The following is a 3,578-nucleotide window of genomic DNA, read 5'->3' on the forward strand; positions in this document are numbered from 1 at the left end:
GCTTCATGGCGTTTCATTTCTTGAATGAAATGCGTAACAAACCGACTGGGACTGGGATAGGGAAAAAAAAGATAAACGCCTCATTACTTTGCCAGCAATTAGGCGCTGGATAAACGAAGCTCTTGAAATCGATCGCTGTCCCGGCTGTAGTATACGTCTACGAGGCCTTAGGAGGCTACACGACACTTCCTAAAAACTCCGCGGAGTAGTTGCTATGTAACTGCTACTTTAAGCATGTCGCTGTATAAGCCAGCCGCCGTCACAGCAAGTCCTGCCCCGGGTCCTTGAACGATCAGCGGATTACTGTTATACCGGCTTGTCACAAACTGTACGATGTTGTCAGCTGGCCTTAAACGCGCAAAACAGTGCTCGTGCGGGAGGCTCTCGATCCCAACCAACGCCTCGCCATAATTTGTTAGCCGCGCAACATATCGTAATACACGATTGTCCGCGCGAGCTTGAGTAACTAAGGCAGCAAAGTGTTCATCGTAGATCTTGCATGTTTCAAGAAACTCATCGATACTGTGTCGCTCATCCATATACGGCAAGACCGGCGTAAGCTTCACGTCGGTAAGACCAACGTTGACTTCAAATTGCTTTGCTAAAATGATCAATTTTCTTGCGACGTCATAACCGGCGAGGTCTTCGCGGGGATCAGGTTCAGTGAATCCCCGAATTTTCAAATCGCGCACAGTATCAGAGAATTTCTTGCCGCTTTCCATCTCAAGGAAGAGGTACGATAGCGAACCCGAAAGAACAGCCTGAAATTCCAGGAACTCGTCCCCCGAGTCAATTAGACCTTTTGCGACGTTAAGTATGGGTAGGCCCGCTCCAACAGTAGTTTCGAACATATACTTGACCCTTTTTTCATGAGCTGAGTCAAGCACGCTACGGAAGTGTGGACCGCTGCACGTGATTTTGTTAGCAGTGACAACATTGCAGCCGTGATCCACCCACGACCTATGGTAGTCAGCAACTTCATGAGAGGCCGTCGTGTCGATGATCACAATGTGCTGGTCGAAAGATTTCATATGAGAAGTCAGCTCCTCCAGGTTCGTTGCACTAGTGATTGCATCTTTCGAACGCCAATCATCGAGGGTAAGATTCCCGTTTGATAGTAACATTTTCCGAGAGTTTGCAATCGCTTTGACCTGAAAGATAACACCATATTGACGATAGGTCTTTTCAAGGCCTTCATGGATCTGTTGGAGCAACGTGCACCCGACGTTCCCTGCCCCGACGAGTGCAACAGCGAACTTCCTTTGGGGTTTGAATAATCGGTCATGCAACCAAGCCATGGCCTTTCTAGCTAGATACTCGTGAACAAAAAATAAGAGCGGCTGCCCAGAGTTATTGTCAAGAGTCGTAAGTTCAAACGGGCACTCGTGAACGATCTGCATGTGACTGTCACGGGTTAAGGCAGGCTCGCAGCCTATAAGCGCTATCTGGCAAAGGTGACTAGAAACGTCAACCTCTTCGGAGAGGTTACTCAAGGCATTGATCAGCTGTGAAAGTAGCTTGCCTCCAGATTGCCGCGGAACAAGGAAGTGGAGTTTTTCAGGCCCATATAGGCAGACAATTTCGCTGGATTTGAACAACTCCGAATTTTCGATATACTCGATGGAGGTTTGTCTTGGAATGCTTACAGATGTGTATGGCCCACGACCTGTCAACCCTAGCCTTCCTTCACCTGAACTCCTTTCACTGATAAGTGTTTTGCCTCCGTCCGGCCAGAGAGCGCTTCGGATAAAAACGGAAATTTTCTTTTTTTCCACAGGTTCAAGGGTTTTCTGATGCAACACTCCATTACTGTTATCGATGAAAGATTGAGCTTCCCCATAGGATAAATACGGTAAAAGTCTGGAATTTCGTACGAAGTCCGGGTCTCCGCTTCTAATCCCCTCAATATCGGTCCATATGTGTAGCTCCCCAGCATCCAGGAGAGATGCTATCAGACCGGCACTGAAATCGCTTCCGTTTCGACCCAATGTAAAGGAGCTGCCCTCGGTGCTCACAGCAAGACAGCCTGGCACGATCGCATAGAAAGGAGATTGAACTTGATTCATGAAGTACTTTTTTGATTGCGCTTCGTCGACAAAGTGTCCTTGCTGATCAATCTTCAAAAAGTATTTTGGATCCACCACCCGCGCGTTGATACCACGGTCGTTTAAAACCGAGCAAAGCAGTCGAGCCGACCAATACTCTCCCAGAGTCACTAACTCCGCTTCACTTTCGATACCGATCTGCAACTGAAGTCGCAGTAGCGCAAAGTCCTGGAGGAATAAAAAAGCTAGCTGCTTACACTCAAGTTCGGATACCAACTCATCAATCAGCCGCAGCTGCTGGCTCCTAAGCGCATCAAGCTTGTGGGTCCTGGCTTCATCGACCGCGATGATGTCTTTCAGCTGATCGGTTACCCCTAAGGCAGCTGAAACCACGATTGTATGGGTTCCATGTTTTGGAATCCGAGAGATGATGTCCACCACCTTCTGGATTCGAGTGGCCGTAGCGAGACTCAAACCACCAAATTTGTGCACCTGACCGAGCATAATCAAAGCCTCCTTCGCACTTAACTGCAAAATGGTTTCGACACACTATCCAACCTGTAGGCAAAGACAATGGGTTGTGCTTGCGAAAGAAGCCGATCGTGGGTCATTTAGCATAGCGGGAGAAGGCAGCTCTGTTGAGGATCTACGCTCATCTCCCGGAATTACTCCGTTGGAATTGGCACCTTTCTGGAATCATGGATCCAGGGTTGCCTCGGCATCAAAGGGCCTGTCCCTCCACCAATCTTGATGAACTCGTTCAATATGAGGCGGCTTGGAGAAACTGTCAATCTCGGCTGCGAAAAGAAGAGCTCGGGTTGTATACTCGATTGCATCAAAGTGGGTACTCCGAGCCAGGGCCCCGGAAAGAATGCCTAGGAATTAGTCCGGGCCTTGAGTGAGCCTGCTTCACTGGATCACAATACCGTTTAAATCCAGGCTGGAGGGAAGATCCTGTATTTAATTCTTTCCGCTTTTTCGCAGAAAGTTCATTTTCTGGTCGCAGGAGTACCGTGAGGGATGGCGCTCACTTGTATGAATCGTTGTCTCTTTGATTTTAGATTTTTGGAGCAGTGCCCCTGCATCGGCATCCTTAAGACTCGTCAGGCGATATACCAGCTCACGCCTGACCTTGCCGGTTTTTTTCAGGGCCCCGGAAAGAATGACTATAAAATAAGCGGCTAGTTAAAATTATTGGGAAATTTCAGAATTACGGCTTTCGTGAAAGCCTTGATAGTCAGGGGTCTGCTGAAATTCCACGCATTCTTTCCGGGGCCCTGCAGAATAAACGCCCCTTGTCATGAGCGGCAAAGTCGGCTTGAATCCCTTTCCCTGCCTCATTTTTGACCGCAGAAAAGGCACCAATCCATTCAAGGCCAAGGCGTTGAATGGCAAAGATAAAAACCAAGTTTTTTTTCGCGCCCCACACCCATCGTATTGGAAGCCAGCAAACCCGCGTGATGCCGATGACGAAACGCATGGCAAAATCAAAGTGTCAACGCCCTGCATTTTCGCTCAGTGTGCAACTGAACG

1 protein-coding gene and 1 riboswitch are annotated in these 3,578 nt (G+C 48.5%); the gene reads right to left on the minus strand.

The features are described from left to right. Positions 1 to 212: 212 nt before the first annotated feature. Entirely contained in the window at positions 213 to 2,549 is a 2,337-nt protein-coding gene (locus tag VE954_RS29625) for a hypothetical protein (RefSeq protein WP_324959755.1), read from the minus strand. A 145-nt stretch (positions 2,550 to 2,694) separates the two neighbouring features. After that, positions 2,695 to 2,802, minus strand: a riboswitch (SAM riboswitch). Between the last annotated feature and the right edge of the window lie 776 nt (positions 2,803 to 3,578).

Origin of the sequence: Oligoflexus sp. (assembly GCF_035638955.1) — a bacterium.
GTDB lineage: Bacteria > Bdellovibrionota_B > Oligoflexia > Oligoflexales > Oligoflexaceae > Oligoflexus.

Bases quoted from the DNA above. Each gene is read 5' to 3' on its own strand.
- VE954_RS29625 (WP_324959755.1), bottom strand. From the start codon at position 2,549: ATGCTCGGTCAGGTGCACAAATTTGGTGGTTTGAGTCTCGCTACGGCC.